The sequence below is a fragment of the Leucobacter sp. 1207-22 genome (assembly GCF_052850455.1).
In genome coordinates, this window is sequence record NZ_VXCR01000002.1 from 146464 (window position 1) to 163072 (window position 16609).

The 16609-nt window shown below is 58.4% G+C and carries 15 protein-coding genes; 10 read left to right on the forward strand and 5 right to left on the reverse strand.

Annotated elements, in window-relative coordinates:
- Positions 1-17 precede the first annotated feature (17 nt).
- From FW756_RS03830 to FW756_RS03840, 3 genes are all read left to right on the forward strand, one after another.
- Positions 18-1037: a PAC2 family protein gene (locus FW756_RS03830; protein WP_446428862.1), complete on the forward strand. Its 1020-nt coding sequence runs from the start codon at positions 18-20 to the stop codon at positions 1035-1037.
- Positions 1038-1172: 135 nt separating this feature from the next.
- Positions 1173-2468 (forward strand): RNA polymerase sigma factor, encoded by a 1296-nt coding sequence (locus tag FW756_RS03835; protein WP_446428863.1) that lies wholly within the window; start codon positions 1173-1175, stop codon positions 2466-2468.
- Positions 2469-2530: 62 nt separating this feature from the next.
- The gene (locus tag FW756_RS03840) at positions 2531-3226 is read left to right on the forward strand and encodes a coenzyme F420-0:L-glutamate ligase (protein ID WP_446428864.1); all 696 of its coding nucleotides are present in this window, start codon (positions 2531-2533) and stop codon (positions 3224-3226) included.
- A gap of 163 nt (positions 3227-3389) precedes the next feature.
- On the opposite strand, the gene FW756_RS03845 is transcribed toward FW756_RS03840, so the two are convergent.
- Together FW756_RS03845 and FW756_RS03850 are read right to left on the reverse strand one after the other, a co-directional pair.
- Positions 3390-4415, reverse strand: coding sequence for a sugar-transfer associated ATP-grasp domain-containing protein (locus tag FW756_RS03845; protein ID WP_446428865.1), 1026 nt, complete (start codon positions 4413-4415; stop codon positions 3390-3392).
- Positions 4412-4657 (reverse strand): DUF7455 domain-containing protein, encoded by a 246-nt coding sequence (locus tag FW756_RS03850; protein ID WP_446428866.1) that lies wholly within the window; start codon positions 4655-4657, stop codon positions 4412-4414. Before FW756_RS03850 ends, FW756_RS03845 begins: the two co-directional genes overlap by 4 nt.
- A gap of 190 nt (positions 4658-4847) precedes the next feature.
- On the opposite strand from FW756_RS03850, the gene FW756_RS03855 reads away from it, so the two are divergent.
- The gene (locus FW756_RS03855; protein WP_446428867.1) at positions 4848-6941 is read left to right on the forward strand and encodes a DNA gyrase/topoisomerase IV subunit B; all 2094 of its coding nucleotides are present in this window, start codon (positions 4848-4850) and stop codon (positions 6939-6941) included.
- 50 nt (positions 6942-6991) lie between these two features.
- On the forward strand, positions 6992-7885 hold the full coding sequence (locus FW756_RS03860; protein WP_446428868.1) for an EamA family transporter: 894 nt from the start codon (positions 6992-6994) through the stop codon (positions 7883-7885).
- A gap of 85 nt (positions 7886-7970) precedes the next feature.
- Here the strand turns inward: FW756_RS03860 and FW756_RS03865 are convergent, their stop codons facing one another.
- Positions 7971-10439, reverse strand: a complete 2469-nt coding sequence (locus tag FW756_RS03865; RefSeq protein ID WP_446428869.1) for a DNA gyrase/topoisomerase IV subunit A — start codon at positions 10437-10439, stop codon at positions 7971-7973.
- A gap of 10 nt (positions 10440-10449) precedes the next feature.
- On the opposite strand from FW756_RS03865, the gene FW756_RS03870 reads away from it, so the two are divergent.
- On the forward strand, positions 10450-11700 hold the full coding sequence (locus FW756_RS03870; protein WP_446428870.1) for an alkaline phosphatase family protein: 1251 nt from the start codon (positions 10450-10452) through the stop codon (positions 11698-11700).
- Between the two features lie 84 nt (positions 11701-11784).
- On the opposite strand, the gene sepH is transcribed toward FW756_RS03870, so the two are convergent.
- Positions 11785-13182: a septation protein SepH gene (sepH, locus tag FW756_RS03875; protein WP_446428871.1), complete on the reverse strand. Its 1398-nt coding sequence runs from the start codon at positions 13180-13182 to the stop codon at positions 11785-11787.
- Positions 13183-13397: 215 nt separating this feature from the next.
- On the opposite strand from sepH, the gene FW756_RS03880 reads away from it, so the two are divergent.
- Positions 13398-13691 carry a DUF4193 domain-containing protein gene (locus FW756_RS03880; protein WP_188024351.1) on the forward strand — a complete coding sequence of 98 codons (294 nt, stop codon included), beginning with the start codon at positions 13398-13400 and terminating at the stop codon, positions 13689-13691.
- Positions 13692-14034: 343 nt separating this feature from the next.
- Here FW756_RS03880 and FW756_RS03885 read toward each other — a convergent pair whose 3' ends face one another.
- On the reverse strand, positions 14035-14481 hold the full coding sequence (locus FW756_RS03885) for a DUF3093 domain-containing protein (RefSeq protein ID WP_446428872.1): 447 nt from the start codon (positions 14479-14481) through the stop codon (positions 14035-14037).
- Positions 14482-14590: 109 nt separating this feature from the next.
- Between FW756_RS03885 and dut the strand changes: the two genes are divergently transcribed.
- The 3 genes from dut to FW756_RS03900 all read left to right on the forward strand — a co-directional run bounded on the left by dut (position 14591) and on the right by FW756_RS03900 (position 16514).
- Entirely contained in the window at positions 14591-15028 is a 438-nt protein-coding gene (gene dut / locus FW756_RS03890) for a dUTP diphosphatase (RefSeq protein WP_446428873.1), read from the forward strand.
- Positions 15029-15114: 86 nt separating this feature from the next.
- On the forward strand, positions 15115-15762 hold the full coding sequence (locus tag FW756_RS03895) for a DUF3710 domain-containing protein (RefSeq protein WP_446428874.1): 648 nt from the start codon (positions 15115-15117) through the stop codon (positions 15760-15762).
- A gap of 5 nt (positions 15763-15767) precedes the next feature.
- A complete protein-coding gene (locus tag FW756_RS03900) occupies positions 15768-16514 on the forward strand; it encodes a DUF3159 domain-containing protein (protein ID WP_446428875.1) in 747 nt (248 codons plus the stop codon).
- Positions 16515-16609: the final 95 nt, after the last annotated feature.

The window sequence follows — 16609 nt, forward strand, 5'->3', positions numbered from 1 at the left end:
TACGTAGGATGAGGAGTGTGAGCGAGTCAGTAATTTCAGAGGATAACGCGCAGCTGCGCGCTGACGTCCCGCGCGGCCTGCCCATGGTTGTAGTGCTGTCTGGCGTCAGCGACGCTGGTAGCGTCGTGAGTCAACTCGGCGAGTATTTCTCCGAAAACAGTTCACCTCGTGAAGTGATTCGATTCGACACTGATGTGCTGCTCGACTATCGCGCACGTCGCCCTGTGATTACTTTCAACAAAGATCATTTCGAGGACTATCAGCCAGAGACGCTGACGCTCAGTATCGCGAGCGATGCATTGGGTGAGCCATTCCTGTTGTTGAGTGGCTTCGAACCAGACTTCCGGTGGGAGCGCTGGGTGGACACCATGCTGTTCCTTGTTGATGAATTTGAGGTTTCGACCACCGCATGGGTGCATGCGCTCCCTATGCCTGTGCCGCATACGCGTGACCTTCGCGCAACGATCAGTGGTTCACGTGAAGACCTGATTGAGGAACACTCAATTTGGCAGCCAACGTCTCGAATCGCTGCCACTGCAGTTCATTTACTTGAATATCGGCTCTTTGGCATGGGGGAGAGCGTGGCAGGAATCACGCTCCTCATCCCGCACTATCTTGCGGGTAATGAGTACCCGGCGGGCCTGGTGGGTGCGCTCGACTACCTCATGGCCGCGACCGGCAAGCTGTTCTCAACTGAGGCTCCGCGTGAGCTTGCGCAGAACTTCCGGGCGCGCGTTGATGAACAAATTGGTGAGAACGACGAGTCTCTTTCGATGGTGCATAGCCTTGAGGAACGATACGACCAGTTTGTTCGCGACGCAGCGACGGGTGGCGGATCGATTGAGCTCGATGGTGAAGAAGTGACGGGTGATGATATTGATGGTCTGCCCACTGCTGATCAGCTTGCGAGTGAGCTCGAACAGTTTCTCGCTGGCCAGATCTCGGATTCTGATGACGATGATCAAGATGGCTGGGATATCGGAAGCAACCCACCCGAGTCTCCCAATGGCGGCGGTACCCCCGGGGACGTGCAATAATAGGACGTGTATACCCATTCAATGATTCGGAACCAAGAATTTGGCTCTCGGACTTGACATGGGTTTTCGCACTGTACGCACATTCTTCTGAAGAAGTGCGTAGACCCTCAGACGACATCGAGAGAGGCGGGTTGCGTGGCAACTGCATCCACGAAGGGCACTGACCCTACTGAGAGCGCTGAGACGACCGACAAGGTGAACTCGACCTCCACGGCAGCAACTCAGAAGACTGCTGCCGCGAAGAAGACCACGGCCGCAACGAAGAAGGCGCCGGCAGCCAAGAAGGCTGCCGCGACGAAGGCTGCTGCTGATGAAGTGACTGCGGTTGCTAAGAAGCCCGTGCGTCGACGTAAGGTGAACGAGGTCGACGCAATGGTCGCTGAGGCTGAGGCGACACCTGATGTCGCTGAAGAAGACACTCAGACGAAGCCGGTCATCATCGAGCCACTTCCCACTGGCGCGATTGTGCTCAAAGCTGGCGATGAAGAGGATGTTCCTGCGGTTACTACCGCAATTCCGGGAGCGACTGCTGATCCGGTAAAGGACTACCTCAAGCAGATCGGTAAGGTCGCACTGCTGAACGCAGCCGAAGAGGTTGAACTCGCAATGCGCATCGAGGCTGGTCTGTTCGCAGAGGAAAAGCTCGCTACTGAGCCAAACCTGCCGAAGAAGCTCACCCGTGAGCTGAAGTGGGTTGCTCGTGATGGTCAGCGCGCGAAGAGTCACCTGCTCGGCGCGAACCTGCGACTGGTGGTTTCGCTGGCGAAGCGTTACACCGGCCGTGGCATGCAGTTCCTTGATTTGATTCAGGAAGGCAACCTAGGTTTGATCCGTGCGGTCGAGAAGTTCGACTACACGAAGGGCTTTAAGTTCTCGACCTACGCAACATGGTGGATCCGTCAGGCGATCACCCGTGCAATGGCTGACCAGGCGCGTACGATTCGTATCCCTGTGCACATGGTCGAGGTCATTAATAAGCTTGCTCGCGTACAGCGCCAGATGCTTCAGGATCTTGGCCGTGAGCCAACCCCTGAAGAGTTGAGTCGCGAACTCGACATGACCACTGAAAAGGTCATCGAGGTGCAGAAGTATGGCCGTGAGCCAATTTCGCTCCACACACCGCTCGGTGAAGATGGCGACAGCGAGTTTGGTGACCTGATCGAGGACACCGAAGCGGTTGTTCCTGCTGACGCGGTCGGTTACACGATGCTGCAGCAGCAGCTTGAGCAGCTCCTTGACTCGCTTTCAGAGCGTGAGGCTGGCGTCATCAAGATGCGCTTTGGCCTTGGTGACGGTATGCCGAAGACGCTTGATCAGATTGGCGACACCTTCGGTGTGACCCGTGAGCGTATTCGTCAGATCGAGTCGAAGACGATGGCGAAGCTTCGTCATCCATCACGCAGCCAGCAGCTGCGTGACTACCTCGAGTAAATCGACAACATCGACGCTGACCGCAACGCCGCGATCTCTCTACGCGAAACGAGAAACCTTTTATGATCCAGCCGAATGAAGGCAAGCAGCTCACGACAACTGTCGATGGGACCGAGTACCTGCGCATCCCGATCAAGACGCACGTCATCATGCCCGATGACCAGCTCTTGCCCGTGGTGAAGCAGTACGCTCAGGACGTTGTTGAAGATGGCGACACTCTTTTCATCACCGAGAAGATCGTCGCCATTATGCAGGGCCGTTCGTACAAGCTCGATGACATTCAGCCGCGTAAGCTTGCAACCTTCCTCTCGAAGTACGTGACCAAGACGGCCTATGGCATCGGTCTCGGAATGCCGGAGACCATGGAGATGGCACTTCGTGAGTGCGGTACGCCTCGTATCGTGTTCGCAGCTGTTGTTGCGGCAATCACGAAGGCCTTCGGTCGTAAGGGTGACTTCTACCGCATTGCAGGCGCGAAAGCGCGTGGCATCGATGGTCCGACGAACGGCACGATTCCTCCCTACGACAACCGCGTGGTACTTGTTCCGCTCGACCCTGACAACGCCGCACGTTCTGTGCAGCGTGAACTTGGAAAGAACATTACCGTGATGATTGCGGACATCAACGATTTTGGTGGCAACATCCTCGGTTCGAACTCGACTCCGGAACACGAGCTGCTTGTGGCTAAGATTCTGGGCGATAATCCGCTCGGTCAGGGCACTCAGAGCACCCCGATGGGCGTGATTCGCGAGGCGTAAGCCTCGGCGCAAAGAGCCGGTATCTAGCACAAGCTGGGTGCCGGCTCTTTGTATGCGTACAGACGTCTCGCGGATCATCAGCTGACCTGCTTCGACGCAAAGAACCCCCGTTCCATATAAATGGAACGGGGGTTCTTTAGCGGAAGGGCGGTCGCTCTACTGATTAGAAGCCGATTGCCTCGCGGTAGCGGGGGAGCAGGCCCGTACGAACGCCCGAGACGCTCGGCTTTGCCTGGAACACGCCCGTGTTGTAGTTGCCCTCAATGACGACGGGACGATCGGGAGAGATTGCAATGTCCCAGCCGACATATGGGATCTCGGGCACAATGCGTGCAAGATGATCAACGAGCTGCAGTACTTCCTCATATTTCGGGACCTGGAACCCAACAATTGAAACACCTGAGATCGGGTGAATTCCAAAGGTACGGTTCTCGCCATCGAAAGCGGGGTACAAAGCCTTTCCGTTGTCGTCGAGCATCGTGTACATGCCACCGTGGCTGAAGTTATCAACGGCACCACCGTTACCAACCTTCAGTACGCCGGCGAGCACGTGAACGTCAGTTCCGTCGAAATAGGTGACGACGCGAAGCGTGTTCACGCTTCGGTCGTATAGGCGCGACATCTCTGCGTGCTGCGGGATCACCTGTTCAACGAGGAACTGGCGACCATTCAAGAGTTCAGCATGTAGCTGTGCATAGTCGGTGATGTCTGACGCTTCAAGACGCCCGATGCCTTGACCGCCAAGGCTGTCAGGAACTTTCGCCATCACCGCACCGTGACGCGTGACAAACTCTTCGAGTTGCGCCGGTGATGATTCGCGGAGATCGAGCCACTCGCGCCCGATGTACTCGTTGAATTCGCGGTTGAAGTTCGATTTATCAGCGAAACGATGACGATGCTCAGGTTGATTGAGTTTCTGTGCAAGGTGGTTTGACTTCGGATGAGTCATGTACGTGCTGCGCTCGGCGCGAGAGAGCATGTAGAAGTCCCAGTCCTGATAGTCCTGGAACGCAACTTCATATCGTGCAGAGCTGTACATCATGTCGCAGAGAATGAAGATACGCGGCTTGCGCGCGTCTTTCGACATTGAACCTGCGAGGCCCCACAGGCGGGGCATATCGACCGCTTTGACGCGATCAAAGAAGTAGTTGAGGCGGCGGCGTGCTCCGAGTCCCATCGCTTGCGTCACCGAGTTTCCGAGAGACGCGCGGTCTCATCGTGCCACGCCTCAGCCATGGGGCGAAGCTTCTCTTCGTGACGCTTGGCGTGGTGGCCACAGAACAGTAGTTCGCTGCCGCCAAGAATCGCGCGAACGTAAGCCTGTGCGCCACAGCTGTCGCAGCGATCGAGTGCGCTCAGGGGCCGATCCGCCGCCGAATCAGTGGCGGTCGCGTCGGCATTGAGCGAGGGGTTCTGCTCAAGTGTCGTCATGGTGGCCTCCTTCAAAAGGTGTATTCCCTACTATCCAACCACTTTCCTCCTGTGTCGTCCCATTTGGGGCCCGTTGTTTCGCTGTACGCGTAGCAAATTCGCGCCGAGATCGTAATCGCCGCGCCAGATGGCCTCGAGTGTCTGAGGGGTGACCTAAAGTTAAAGGGGTTCGAAGTGAAACGAGGTTTGCGTGGCTGATTCCAGTTACTCTGCGAGGCATCTGACCGTTCTTGAGGGTCTCGAGGCGGTACGTAAACGACCCGGCATGTACATCGGCACGACCGATTCACGTGGCCTCATGCACTGCCTGTGGGAGATCATCGACAACTCGGTTGATGAAGCGCTGGCCGGTCACGGCAATGAGATTGGAATCACGCTACACGCAGATGGCAGTGTGACCGTTGCCGATAATGGCCGTGGTATTCCCGTTGATATTGAGCCGAAGAGTGGGCTGACTGGTGTTGAACTTGTCTTCACCAAGCTGCATGCCGGCGGTAAGTTTGGCGGCGGCGGGTATGCTTCCTCGGGCGGCTTGCACGGCGTAGGCGCTTCGGTAGTGAATGCTCTCTCATCGCGTCTCGATGTCGAGATTGACCGCGATGGCAAAACGTGGGCGATGTCCTTTAGGCACGGCGAGCCTGGCGTCTTCGAAGGCGAAGGCCCAGAGAGCCCGTTTGTGCCTTTTGAGAACGCGTCGGAGCTCCGCGTCATTGGCAAGGTGAAGAAGGGCATCAGGGGGACCCGGGTTCGTTATTGGGCGGATCCGCAAATCTTCCTTCCTACTGCGCGGTTCGAGCCGGAGTCACTTGTTGCACGTGCGCGTCAGACAGCATTCCTCGTGCCAGGACTTGCTCTCGATATCACTGATGAGCGACCTGAATCACTGAGCGAGGCTGGCGAAGCGCCGGTGCATCGTTTCCAGTACGAAGGTGGGCTTTCTGAGTTTGTAGACTTCCTTGCCCCAGATGCACCGGTCACCGAGACGTGGCGCGTGGAGAACAAGGCGACCTTCACTGAGACCGTGCCAGTGATGGATGAGCAGACAGGGCACCTTGTCTCACGCGAGGTTGAGCGCGAGTGCGAAGTTGATGTCGCATTGCGGTGGGGCACTGGCTACGACACTGAGATTCAGAGTTTTGTCAACATTATTGCTACCCCCAAGGGTGGCACGCATCTCAGCGGTTTTGAACAGGGCCTCACTAAGTTCTTCCGCAAGCAGATTGAGCAGAACTCACGCAAACTTAAGGCTGGCAGCGATAAGCCAGACAAGGACGACATCCTCACGGGTCTCACTGCGGTGGTCACCGTGAGGTTCCCCGAACCGCAGTTCGAGGGTCAAACCAAGGAAGTGCTGGGTACCGCTCCGATCCGCTCGATCGTCTCAAAGGCCGTGACTGCGGCGCTCACCGAACGATTCGAATCGACCAAGAAGCAAGACAAAGCTGAAACGGCTCTGCTGCTTGAGAAGATGGTCTCCGAGATGAAGTCGCGCATTGCTATGCGCACGCAGCGCGACACGGCGCGACGCAAAAGCTCGCTTGAGAACTCTTCCCTGCCCGCAAAACTCATTGACTGCCGTTCGAAGGACGTGCAGAGCACCGAGCTCTTTATTGTCGAGGGTGACAGCGCGCTCGGTACCGCGCGTCCAGCCCGTGATAGCGAATTCCAAGCGTTGCTTCCGATTCGAGGCAAGATTCTGAACGTGCAGAAGGCCTCCCTCGCTGAGATGCTGTCAAACGCAGAGTGTGGAGCGATCATCAAGGTGGTTGGTGCTGGTTCCGGTCGTGACTTCGACCTGTCTGCAGCCCGCTACGGCAAGGTGATTCTGATGAGTGACGCCGATGTTGATGGCGCACACATTCGCACACTGTTGTTAACCTTGTTCTTCCGCTACATGCGACCGATGGTTGAAGCCGGTCGCGTCTATGCGGCGGTCCCACCGCTGCATAGAGTGATCGTGCAGAATGCGGGTCGAAAGCCAAACGAGGTCATCTATACCTACAGCGAGCGTGAGCTCCAAGACCTGCTTTCGGATCTGAAGCGCCGCAATAAGAAGTACCAGGAGCCGATTCAGCGCTACAAGGGTCTTGGTGAGATGGACGCCGATCAGCTGGCAGAGACGACGATGGATCGCGAACACCGTATGCTGCGTCGCGTGCGTGTGGAAGATGCGCAGGCCGCTTCACGGGTGTTTGAGCTGCTCATGGGGAACGAAGTTGCCCCTCGCAAGGAGTTCATTGTCGAGAATGCTGACGGCCTCGACCGTGAGCGTATTGACGCCTAACGACGGGTAGTGTCTGTGCGGGCGATGAACAACCCCGCTAAGGGGAAGTGATGTCCACCCTCGCACTCGTTCTCGTGCTTGCAGCAGCGGTCGCACACGCCGCATGGAACATCATTGCTGCTGGAAAGAGCAAGTCAGGCCTGCCGTTTTTGTGGTGGGGTGCGGTGTTTGCTTCCACTATTTGGGCGGGCATCATTCCTCTGACCGGGGGACTGCAAGGCGCGAGCTGGCGAGACTTCCTATTTGGCGTCGCAGTGTCTGGTGTGCTTCACGTGGTCTACATGCTTGTGTTGCAGCGAGGATACGCGGCAGGCGACCTCGCGACCGTGTATGCGACTGCGCGAGGTTCAGGGCCAATCTTGACCGTAATCATCGCGCTCGCCCTGTTCGGGGAGCGTCCTTCACCTGTCGCGCTGCTTGGAGTGATGTTCATCGTTCTTGGCGTCGTGTGCATTGGCCTTATTGGCAGGAGTAGTGCGACAGCAACGCGCCCGTTGATGATTGGAAAGCGTGGCCGAATCGATCCAGGCGTGCTCTATGGCCTACTCACCGGCGTAGCGATTGCTGCCTACTCGCTCTGGGATGCATATTCGGTGAATGAGCTTTCGCTCCCTCCGGTGCCCTACATGGTGGGTTTCTTGGCCGCGGAGCTTCCGTTCTTTAGCGTGCTCCTCCTGAGGGCGCGAGGATACTCACAGCTCGGGCAAACACTGAAAACCAGTTGGCGACAGCTGCTCGGGTTTGGAATCATTTCCCCGCTGTCATACATTCTCGTGTTGACAGCTAACACGATGGCTCCCGTTTCCTTGGTTGCGCCAATGCGTGAAGTGAGCGTCGTGCTCGTGAGCTTGTACGGCGTCATCAGATTCGGTCAGGACCGACCTGTCGCGCGGGTGGTTGCGGCGCTTACTGTGGTTGCAGGAGTCGTGCTGATTGGCCTGTGAAAAAGGGTGAATGGCGGGGTGCAGATCAATTGATCCGCACCCCGCCATTCACGACTCACGCTCGGCGCGTGTTACTCAGCGTGAGTTATGGGGCAAGCCCAACGCACGCAGCTGAGCCGTCAAGCGGAAGCCCCGAGCCATCTCGCTTTCCAACTTCAGTGGGGAGTACGCGAGCGGTTCCGTCGGCTGCAAGAGCGCGCGGATCTCCAATTCCGACCCAGGCCGCGGTGAGCTGGTCTTCCCACTTGAGGAAGCGCTGTGCTCGAACACCGGCCGTCGCGCGGCCCTTTGCCGGGAACTCAGCCCAATCGGAGACCTTTGCGGACGAGGACTCCGTTCCTTCAAGCGCAATGGAGCTACCAGCGATCGTGACAACGCGCGCTTCCGCGTCTGCGGGGACCGCTGTTGCAAAGATGACCTCGGCGCCGTCAGCGAGCTTCATGCCAGCCATGCCGCCTGCAGGTCGACCCTGTGGGCGCACTGCCGTCGTCGGGAAACGGAGGAGCTGGGCGTTGCTTGCAACGGCCGCAAACTCGCTCCCATCTGGAGCCGGTGCCGCCATCACGAGGCGATCTCCTGGCTTCAGTGTGATGACCTCAAGGTCTGGCTTCGCCGGGAGCTCAGTCAGCACCACACGTTTGACGACACCCGCCGCGGTAAAGAGGCCGATGGGCTCCTCGGTCTCGAGTGAGACAATGCCGACGATCTTCGCCTTCTTGTTGGGGAGTCCGAGGTACTCGGTGAGTCGAATGCCAGCCGAGAATGCGATCGCTGCCGCGGGAACAAGCGGCAGGTCGACAGGGGAGAAGCGATGCAGTGAGCCGTCTTCGAGGATTGCGCCAAGCTCACCTCGTACCGTGGTGTCTACCTGCGAGAGGATCGCGCCGTGCTTCGTTGCTCGTGCCGGGCGGCGCGGCTGGTCCGCGGCCTCGGGATCGCGATCGATGCGAAGCGCACGTCCAGTCGCGGAAAGCATGACGGTGCAAGGCGAATCTGCGACCTGGAGTGCGTCTGGTGAAGACGCCGCACGTGACGGGCGCGCAACAGCGCCAGTGAGCATGGTGCGACGGGGGGTGCCGTACGCTGCGGCAGCATCGTCCATCTCCTGTGCCACGACCTTTCGGAGCCGCACCTTGCTGCCAAGAATCGCGAGGAGCTCTTCGATCTCTGCATTGAGCTGGTCGCGTTCGGCCTCAAGCTCGACGCGTGAAAACTTCGTCAGACGGCGTAGACGCAGCTCAAGGATGTACTCGGCCTGTGCCTCAGAGAGCTCAAAGACTTGCTTCAAGCGCTTGCGTGCGCCGTCAACGTCGTCGCTCGTACGAATAAGTTGAATGACCTCATCGATATCGAGGATCGCGATCAGTAAGCCCTCGACGAGGTGCAGACGATCACGGCGCTTGCGAAGTCGGAATTCGCTCCGGCGGGTGACCACTGAGACGCGATGGTCGAGGAACACATGAAGCATCTCGAGCAGGCCGAGTGTCTGCGGCTGGCCGTTCACGAGCGCGACGGAGTTGATGCTGAACGAGTCCTCAAGCGGCGTGTATCGGTACAACTGTTCGAGCACAGCCTCTGGGGAGAAGCCGGTCTTGAGCGTAATAACGAGCTTGAGGCCGTTCTTGCGGTCAGTGAGGTCAACAACATCGGTGATGCCAGAGAGCTTCTTCGCATCGACGCCCTGCTTGATCTTTTCGATGACGCGCTCTGGCCCAACCAGGTACGGGAGCTCAGTGATAATGAGGCCGGTGCGGCGGGGACTGAGCTGCTCAATCGCCACCTTTGCGCGTGTGCGGAATGCGCCGCGACCCGTCTGATAAGCCTCGGTGATGCCGTCAAGGCCAACGATTGTGCCACCGCCAGGCAAATCCGGGCCGGGAATGAACTCCATGAGTTCTTCGACCGTGGCCTTCGGGTTAAACAGCAGATGCTTTGCGCCCTCGACGACCTCAACGAGATTATGGGGAGCAAGGTTTGTTGCCATACCCACCGCGATGCCAGCGGCACCATTGACAAGCAGGTTTGGAACAGCCGAAGGAAGAACCTCGGGTTGCATGAGCTGGTTGTCGTAATTGGGAACGAAATCTACGACGTCCTCATCAAGCGACTCAGTCATTGCAAGCGCTGCGCCAGCCAGGCGAGCCTCGGTATATCGTGAGGCGGCCGGCCCATCATCAAGCGAGCCGAAATTACCGTGGCCGTCGACAAGTGGGAGACGCATTGCGAACGACTGCGCCATGCGCACAAGTGCGTCATAGATCGAAGAGTCGCCGTGCGGATGGAGCTTACCCATGACCTCGCCGACAACGCGCGCTGATTTCACGTGACCCTTTTCAGGGCGCAGCCCCATATCGGTCATCATGTAAAGGATGCGTCGCTGGACAGGCTTGAGGCCATCGCGCGCATCGGGGAGCGCGCGCGAATAGATCACCGAGTAGGCGTATTCAAGGAACGAACCTTCCATCTCTTGCGAGATGTCAATTTCTTCGATCCGTTCGTTGGCAGCTTCGTGTGCCACGCCTGCGGTGTCAGGGATCACGGGGGCATCGGTCATAATGGAAATCATGCTACCGACTGCCACTGACAACGGTGCGAGGCTTGCCGCAATTCTCCCAAGTGGACTTGCCGCCCTCGCCAAAGGACAAGGGGCCGACGAGGCCGAAATTCTTGCGGCAGCGGTGGGGTCGGATCAAGCGGATATGTTCGACTCAGCGATCGTGTCGCAGGTCAATGAGCTCACGCCAGCGCTACGTTCGCTCGTCGTTGTGCTTGTTGACGGGTTGGGGAGTTCGAACCTCAAAGCCCGTGCAGGGCACGCCCAGACGATTTCCTCGCTCGCCAACCGTCGCATTACAACCGTGGCACCCTCGACGACGAGCGCTGCACTCACCTCGTTTACCACTGGCACTTTGCCTGGCGAACATGGAATGATCGGCTATCAAATTCGCCACCCTGAACTCGGGCTCGTGAGTCCGCTGCGGGATTGGGACGGCATTACGGATCCGCGCTCTTGGCAGTTGAGTGAACCGCTGTTCGCCTCGGCACAACAGCGGGGCCTGCGCACGTTCACGATCGGTCGAAGTGCACATGCGGGGAGCGGACTGAGTGGTGCGATCCTTTCTGACGCGGAGTACGTGTCTGGCGATCGTATCGAGGATCGATTCCGTGTGGCGCGCGAGCTTCTACGCACCGAAGAGCCCGCCGTTATTTACGTGTATGTCGATGAACTGGATCGCGCCGCGCATCGTGATGGCTGGCAAAGCGATCTCTGGACGCATCGCCTCGAACAGCTGGATCGAGCCCTGCAAGACTTCTTGACTGGCCTTCCGTCAGGCGTCGGTGTTGCATTAACCGCAGACCATGGCATGGTCGATATCGCACCGCACCAGCGCCTCATCTTGCGGCGCGAGGACGAGATGCTGCGTGACGTTGTGGAGATAGGCGGAGAGCCTCGTTTCCGTTCGCTGTACCTTCGTGCAGGCGCAGACCCCGAAGAAGTTGCGGCGCGAATCAGGGAGAGCGAGGGGCAACGCGCGCTTGTCATGACGCGAAGCGAGGCTATTGCGACAGGAATGTTCGGGCCCACGATCGCACCTGGAGTAGCTGAGCGACTCGGCGACGTGCTGCTCATTGCGCGGAAGCAGGTTGCCTATTTTGATGATGCTGCGGATCCCGCTGCGTTGGAAATGGTTGGCCAGCATGGCGGGCTTACCGATGAAGAACGTGGCATCCCACTGATCCTTGGTGGAGCGCTGGCAGGTACGTCCTTCGCCAAGCTCGTTGAGCGGGTTGCTGCGATGCGATTCCCAAGTTAGCTGCAACTCGAGGAGACGTAGCAACACAAGAGCCCGTCAAGTGAAAGTGTTCATATGACGGGCTCTTGTGTTGCTTACCCAAATCTATGCGGGATCGTCTTCGCTGCGAGTGCCGAAGAGAATGTCATCCCAGCTGGGGATGGACGAGCGTCCCTTTTTTGCGTTGCGATCGAGCTTTTCGGGTTCGTCTGTTGACAAGCTCTGCAGTGCAGCAGGCTCTCCCACAGCAGCGTTTGGATCGTCGGTCACACCCTTTGATTGCCAAATGCTTGTAGATCGTGGCTTCTTGGACGCCGCTGGAGGTGCCGGTGCTGGCTCAATAGGAGCGGTGATCGGATCCTCGAAGAGTGGCGGTGGCAACTCGAGATACGGATCATTTGGTGCGGGCTCTGTGTGCGGCGTGCGCTCCGACTTTTCTGACGTTGGCTCGACCGGCGCCTCAGGTGCTGGCGGAACAGGTCGAAGCACCGGGGGAGCAAGACGCGGAACTTCCTCGTCCTGGACGTCTGCTGGAGCGTCGCTGATCAACTCAGCGACGCTCGCGGCTTCGCTCTGTGCCGCGGCATCGCGCATGCTTTGCTCGCGGTCCCCGCGACGGCGGCGGAGGGCGTCTAGGAGATCTGCCGTCTGGCTCATATCGACACGCTCTTCTGGTGCGGATCGACCAGGAAGATTCATCGCCCGCTGCTCAATTTCGCGACGGCGCTCGTAGTCACCCTCTGAGGGTGACTCGCTGCTGTTCTTAGGTGGCTGGGGGGCGGTCGCGGACGGGCTCCCGATCGCACCTGTTGATGTGCGGATCGGCGTAATTTCAGTCGTGTCTTTCAGGCCCTCAGCGTGATCCACGAACTCGGGCTCAGCAGCAGCAGCGGTGGGGGCAGGCTCGGGCGCTTGTGTGTCAACTGCGCGCAGCTTCGGGATGAGCTGAACCGCAACATCACCCTGTTTGGAAAGGTGCGTCGCGTCAGGATTCAGGGGGCGCAGTGTGCTCTTCTTGTGGTCGAACTCCCAAATCGCGTCGCGGACGGCATCGCTTGTGGCGAAGGCAAGACCGATGTGCCAGGATCCGCCATCGATCTTCCAGCTGCGCCACTCAACCTCATCTGCGCCAAGGGTCGCGAGGCGGGATTCTACAGCCTCGCCGAACGCACTCTGTTCGCCTTCCTCGCCGGCCGTGCGAACGGGAACCTCCCGCGCCAGATCGAGAATGTATCGTCGCTCTGCGAGGACAGGTTCTTCGAAGCGTGCAACATCTTGTTCGTCGAGTTCGGTGATCCGCGCAACCTCGAGGCGGCTCTTGCCAGAACGCAGAAGGGACTGAATCTCGCGTGGGCGAGCGCCGGTATTGCGGCGCTCTCGTTTGGAGATTTGGCGGATCTCTGCGAGCAGTACTTCGTCTACGACAAGTCGGAATTCGGTACCGTCGTCGGACGCGACAATGAGCGCTTGCTCTTCGCTGCGTACTACGCGCAATTCATCCATTTCAGAGGCTCCCTTCGGCACACTTCACCACAGGGTGCCATATCGAAATAGACACGCGCGGTATTGATGTGGGCGAGTGTAAAACCAGGCCGCGAGACGTTCGCTTGCTGTGAACAGTCTCGAAAACTTTCATTTGAGTTTGCATATGCGTGCCGACATGAGGCAGACTATGGCCGCTCAATAGGAGTAATTTCCGACCAAACCCGTAGGAGATCATGGCTACCGACTACGACGCCCCGCGTAAGGGTGACGAAGAAGCGACTGATTCAATTGAGGCGCTGAAGGAACGCGGTCCAGCTAAGGGCGCATCTTCCATCGACTCGGAGGATGCAGATAACCCGAGTTTTGATCTCGGCGGCTCAGACCTGTCTGACGTCGAGCTCGATGTTGTCGTGCTTCCGCAGCAGGCAGATGAGTTCACCTGCACCAGCTGCTTCCTCGTGCGTCACCGCTCGCAGATGGCTGAAAAGGGCGAGTTCGGCTGGATTTGCGCCGAATGCGCCGGCTGATTTAGCTCACAGCGTTCTCGTGAAGGCCCCTGTGGCCCGACATTGCGTCGGACCACAGGGGCCTTCTGTGTTCTGGGGGGCTCTGGTCTGACTTAAGCGGACAATGTGCTGGGTCGCGCATCGTCGTATCGAACACAAGTCATTACATCAGCTCACTATTACATGTTCACAATGACGCTTCTTCCCTTGCGTAGCAAGGGAACGGATTGGTTACAGGCATAGCCATGCTTTCCTGTCAGTGGCATTTCGAAGACTGTACAAAAGGGCAAAAAACACGCGCCCTACGTGATGCAGGACGCGTGTTTGGAGAGTCAGTCACCCCGACTCCCGCGGGCGGGAGAAGTTACGCGGCTACGCGTGCAGACTGGATAGCGTCTGCGAGAGCGACCGGCTTGCGGCTGGTGATAATCCAGTTGGGCGTTGGGTCGGCCGGGTCGCTGATCTCGATACGGACGCCACGGTGGATCCAGCCTCGGACCACAAGGTAATTACGCGCATCAGACTTCGCACCGATCAACTCACGCAGGGCATCTGCTCCGAGGAGCTCAATGTCGCCAAGTTCCTGAATTGAGATGGTTGCCCGACCTGCGTAAAGCTTGCCGTCTTCGACTCGGACAACGGGGCTCATGAGCACGAGGGCGATCGCAATAATGAGATACAGCGCGATCGCGACAGGCCAGGCGATTTTGGAATTGACTGGAGTAAGTACGAGCGCAGTTGCCGGAATGAAAAGCAGGCAAGCGGTGAGAATCCCGAATCCGGGCAAGAGACGTTCGCGGTAGGTGACCATAGTCTCATTATCCTCTGTCGTTGCTGAGAAGCTCGGGATCTGCCGGGGTGGGGCACAGAATCTTGAGTGGCTTCGGCAGAAGCTAGGTTCGATCCGCTAATCTGGCGGGGTGACTGATGTCGTTTCAATTCCCCTGCTCGGTGATTCTGTTCCCACGTATGCGCACCATGATGATGCTGGCGCCGACATGCGCGCCTCTGAATCAGTGGTGATTGCTCCGGGTGAGCGTGCACTGATTGGCACCGGTGTGTCCATCGCCCTTCCCGAGGGTTACGTTGCCTTTGTGGTTCCCCGGAGTGGATTGGCGGTGAAGCACGGCATCACGGTCGTGAATTCGCCAGGCACCATCGACGCTGGCTACCGTGGCGAAATCAAGGTTCTGCTCCTCAACACCGATAAGGAAAACTCCTTTGCGGTGCAGGCGGGGGATCGAATCGCCCAAATGGTGGTGATGCCAGTGTCTCGTGCAGTGTTCACTCCGGTCGCAGAGCTGAGCGACAGTGTGCGCGGAGCAGGCGGCTTTGGCTCCACTGGCGTGAGTGCTTAGTGGCGCGCTGACCGTCAGGGCCGTTCGGCTGGCGTGCGCGAGAGTCGCACGCTCCAAGAGTTTTACAGGAATGAAGGAGAGCTCGAATGAGTGACGTAGAGCAGAACAGCGCAATTGAGCCCATCGAGGGTCAGTCGGCGCCTGAGGTTGATCGCAGCAAATCAGCCCCAGAGGATCGCGAGACTGCAGGTCCATTTGATTTCACTGAGGTTCCTGCGATGCGGCCGTATGTTGATCTCGGTGGCATTAAGGTGGCGCCCCGTGAGGGTCTTCAGATGCGTCTGGAGGTTGACGAGCGCGCAAAGCGCGTCGTAGCGGCAACGCTCGGGTATGCGGAGTCGCAGCTGCAGCTACAGGCCTTCGCTGCTCCGAAGACGACTGGGCTTTGGAATCAGACTCGTGCGGAGTTGGCGGCTCAGCTGTCTCAGCAGGGTGCAAAGGTGCTTGAGCTTGAAGGTGCGCTTGGCACCGATCTGTTGGTGACGACGCCAGCCGTGGCAGGCCAGAGCGAGTCTCGTGAGATTCGCTTCATTGGTGTTGACGGCCCGCGCTGGATGCTGCGTGGCTTGATCATGGGCAAGGGTGCTTCAGATCTTGACGCCTATGACTCCTTGATTGAACTGTTCCGTGAGACCGTGGTCGTTCGCGGCGAACAGCCCCTCCCTCCCGGTGAAATGCTCGCATTGAAGGTTCCTGCTGGCGCGCAGGCGGGCACGACCGAGACTCAGGCGTAGTCTTCATGGCAGCGGAGCCGCAAGAGCCAGCCCGTGACGGCTCTGAGAGCGAGTCTGATGCGGCACCAAATCAACCAAAGAACATCGGCGGCTCAATGGGTCGCGCCGTTGCTGCCGCAACGAGTGGAGAGGACCTCACTGCTGAGGGAGTACTTCGCACGATAGGTGGCTGGCGGGGTGTCGTTGAGACCATCGTCCCGGCATTTGTGTTTATTGTGATCTTCGCAATCACTCAGGAAGCGCGAACGGCGGCACTTGCCTCAGGCGCGCTCGCGATTGTTGCTGTCATTGTTCGACTTGTGCAGCGCGAGACGATCGTCGCGGCACTTTCGGGTGCGCTCGGGGTTGGTATCGCCGTGCTCATTACCTTGATCACTGGCCGTGGCGTTGACTACTTCCTGTCAGGATTCATTGTGAATGCCGCCTGGTCGCTTGGCCTGCTTGTCTCGATCGTTGTCGGCTGGCCAGCCATTGGGCTGATCCTCGGCTTCCTTCGTGGAGACGTCACGGGTTGGCGCAAGGATAGGTTTGTTCGACGCGCCGCAGTATGGCTGACCACATTGTGGCTTCTGCTTTTCCTGGGGCGGCTCGTGGTGCAATTCCCGATGTATCTTGCGAATCAGGTAGAGATGCTTGGCGTTGCGCGAATCGTGATGGGTATTCCATTGTTTGCGGCTGGCGTTGTTGTTACGTGGCTTGTATTGCGCAAGCTGCCAAAACCGGAAGACGCGGAATCGCGATCCGCCGACTAATCATCGGATGAATTTGCGCGGGACTTCCTTGAAAAATAAGGGAACCAGCGCTCGCGCGTCGTGGTCTGGCGTGCTCGGAAACAGTGTAAGATGTA